This is a genomic window from Actinomycetes bacterium (assembly GCA_036000965.1).
GTDB lineage: Bacteria > Actinomycetota > CALGFH01 > CALGFH01 > CALGFH01 > DASYUT01.
The window spans coordinates 1-2,835 of the sequence record DASYUT010000159.1 but is presented as its reverse complement, the minus strand read 5'-3'; the positions used below and the strand labels follow the sequence as shown (position 1 = coordinate 2,835).

Genomic DNA, 2,835 nt, shown 5'->3' with positions numbered 1-2,835 from the left:
TGGCTTCAAACTGCACCTCCCGCAGGAGCGTTTGGGGTTGGCGGCTTGATGTGGGCCGAGCCGGCGATCTTCTGGCGGCAGGCCGCCTCGACCTGGGGTGAGAACGGCACGCACCAGCGGCCGCCGGGGGTGCGGCGGGCTTGGAGCTGGCCGTGCTGCACCCAGTAGTAGACAGCGTCGGCGCTGATGCGGAGACGCTCGGCGACCTCGACCACGCTCAGCTCGCCCGCCTGGAAGGGTGCGGGTGCGGGCACCTTGTGGACGTGGCGGAGCCAGCGCACGGCCTTGACGTCGAACGCTCGCCCGCTGCCGGTCAGGTAGCCTGTCGCGTTCAACTCGTGGGCGAGCTCGGCGTCGGTGCGCTGGGGACCGAGCCGCCGCAGCAGCTCGATCACGCCGTCTGGGGTGCGCCGCGTTTGGGCCGCGGAGGGCCGGCGGCCGGTGAGCAGTTCCTCCGTAGCGCCGGAGTGCCAGCGGATGCCGACGCGCAGCTTGGCCCGGTCGGGCTCGGGCAGCACGGTGACGTCAGCGATGAGCGTGCGCAGCATCCGCTTGCGGTCCTTAGCTCGGGTCGTGGGCGCGTGCCACAGCCGCGGGAGGTCGGTGGTCAGCGCCTGGAGCTCGGCGGGTTCGGGGAGCGGGGCGAGCTGCGCCTGGGTGGCGGCCAGGGCCTGCTCGGCCTCGGCCAGGGTGACCAGCTTGGCCTCCCAGCGGGCCTCCAGGCTGCGCGCCACCAGGCGGTTCTCCGGCTCGCAGGCCACAAACACCCGCTCGGCCCGTTCGGCCTGGTAGCGGGCGCGCTCGGTGGCCAGCTCCGCGGCCCGGCTGGCACGGGCCCGCCGGTCGGCGACCTCGGTGGCGGCGGCGAAGGCCAACGCCACCTCCTCGGGGTTCAGCGCCGCGAGCAGCCGCTCGGCGACCGCGTCGTCCAGCGTCGCCGCCGCCACCGAGCGGCAGTCGGGTGTGGCCATCTGGTCGGCGCGTGAGGCCGCGCACTCGTAGGCGGCGCGCCCGTCACGGTGATAGCGAGTCGACATCGGCCGCCCGCAGCCGCCACAGATCAAGATGCCCTGGCACAAGGCCACACCCTCGCGGGGCGGCCGGGCGCCCTGGTTGGTGGTGTTGGCCGCAAGCCTCGCCTCGTTGGCCAGGAAGTCATCCCAGCTGATGTAGCCGGGATGATGATCATGGATGACCACCGGCCATTGAGCGCGTGGCAGCTGGACGGTCGTGGTCGCCACCGTGCCGTCCGGTCGGACCATGCGCCGGGAGCGGAACCGGCCGAACACGTAGCAGCCGGCGTAGGCGGGGTTGGCCAGGATGCCGAGCACGCGGGAGTGGGTCAGCCGGCCCCAGCGCAGCTGCCCGGCCCAGATCCCGCCGTAGGCGCGCAGCGGGAAACGGCGTCCCTTGAACACGGCCACGACCCCGTAGGCCGACCCGCGGGCGCGGAACGCGGCGAACACATCCGCTACGGCGGTCTGGACTTCTTGGTCGGGGTCGATCACGGTGGCGCCGTCATCGTCGTAGGCGTAGCCGACCGGCAGCGGGAAGCGCAGCTCGCCCCGCTCGGCAGCGGCCCGCTTGGCACCCTGCAGCCGGCCGGCGAGCACGTGCAGCTCTGCCTCCGACATCGTCCCCTTGAGGCCCAGCAGCAGGCGGTCGTTGAAATCGGCAAGGTCGTAGACGCCGTCGGCGTCGATGACCAGCGTGTCGGTCAGCCGTGCCAGCTCCAACAGCCGTGACAGGTCGGCCGAGGAGCGGGCCAGACGGGAGATCTCCAGCCCGAAGATCGCCCCGACCCCACCCTCGCAGACCCGGCCGACCAGCTCCCGGAAGCCCTGACGGTGCTCGGCCGAGCGGCCCGACAGGCCCAGGTCGGCGTCGATCACCTCGACGCTGGCGCGTCGCCACCCGAGCCTGACCGCCTGGTCGGCCAGGGCGTACTGGCGGGCGGTGGACTCGGTGTTGTCGCGGACCTGGGCAAGGGTCGACTGGCGCACGTAGATGATCGCGGCGCGGTCCAGATGGCTGGAGGTGATCTTGGGATGGGCGCTGCGGGTCGCCGCGGCGCTCACCGGACGCTTCCAACGCGGCCTCGGTCATGTTGGCGACGACCGCGACCAGCTCGAGCTTGGAACGGCCGGGGAGCATTCAGTCCAGCTCCCGCCGGACCAGTAGCTCGGCGTTGATCGCCGAGATCTCCGCCAGCACGGTCTGCACCTGGGTGGTCTGATCCACCCGGCGGCGGACCAGCTCGACCAGCGCGGCCGGCACGTACAACAGTCGGTTGCGACCCCGGGTTCGGCCGGTCGCCAGGTAGGTGTAGGGGCCGTGCAGCTCGCCTCGGGTGCATCTGCAGCCCTCCTTGCCGCAGCGCCGCCCCTGGTCGACCAGCGAGCCGTGCAGCAGCGCCTCGACGTCTGGTAGCCCAGCAGCCAGCTGGCGACGCCGTGTGCGCAGCTGCCGCACGCTGAGCTGGCTAAGATCTCGATTCTTGTTAACCATCGGCATACAAGATCACAGCTGGTCAATCGATTGCAAACCGACCTGGTTGATCGCGCCCGCCAGCGCCGCGAGCGCGACCAGCACCTCAGTAGTCAGCCGATGCGCAGCCGGGGCAGGGGCCCGGTCGGTCCAGGCCACCGGCAGGGTCACCCGACCCCCGGGCCCACCCTCGCAGACGAAGACCAGCCCGGTGGAGGGCCGACGCCGCTCCAACAACACGACCAGACGCTGCCCGGCCAGCGGGTGGAACGGGTGCGTGACAACCAGCGATTCAGACGGCGTGCTGGACGACGCGGCAGTATGCCGGGACCGTGGCGATCCCCAGCC

General features: G+C 71.9%; 3 protein-coding genes. All 3 read right to left on the bottom strand.

Annotated features, from left to right (window positions below; all coding sequences use genetic code 11):
- Nucleotides 1–5: 5 nt before the first annotated feature.
- A complete protein-coding gene (locus VG276_13995; protein ID HEV8650481.1) occupies nt 6–2,078 on the bottom strand; it encodes a recombinase family protein in 2,073 nt (690 codons plus the stop codon).
- 76 nt (nt 2,079–2,154) lie between these two features.
- The gene (locus tag VG276_13990; GenBank protein ID HEV8650480.1) at nt 2,155–2,472 is read right to left on the bottom strand and encodes a DUF6788 family protein; all 318 of its coding nucleotides are present in this window, start codon (nt 2,470–2,472) and stop codon (nt 2,155–2,157) included.
- 48 nt (nt 2,473–2,520) lie between these two features.
- Nucleotides 2,521–2,835: DUF5372 family protein (locus VG276_13985; protein ID HEV8650479.1), on the bottom strand; the 315-nt coding region annotated here is incomplete at its 5' end.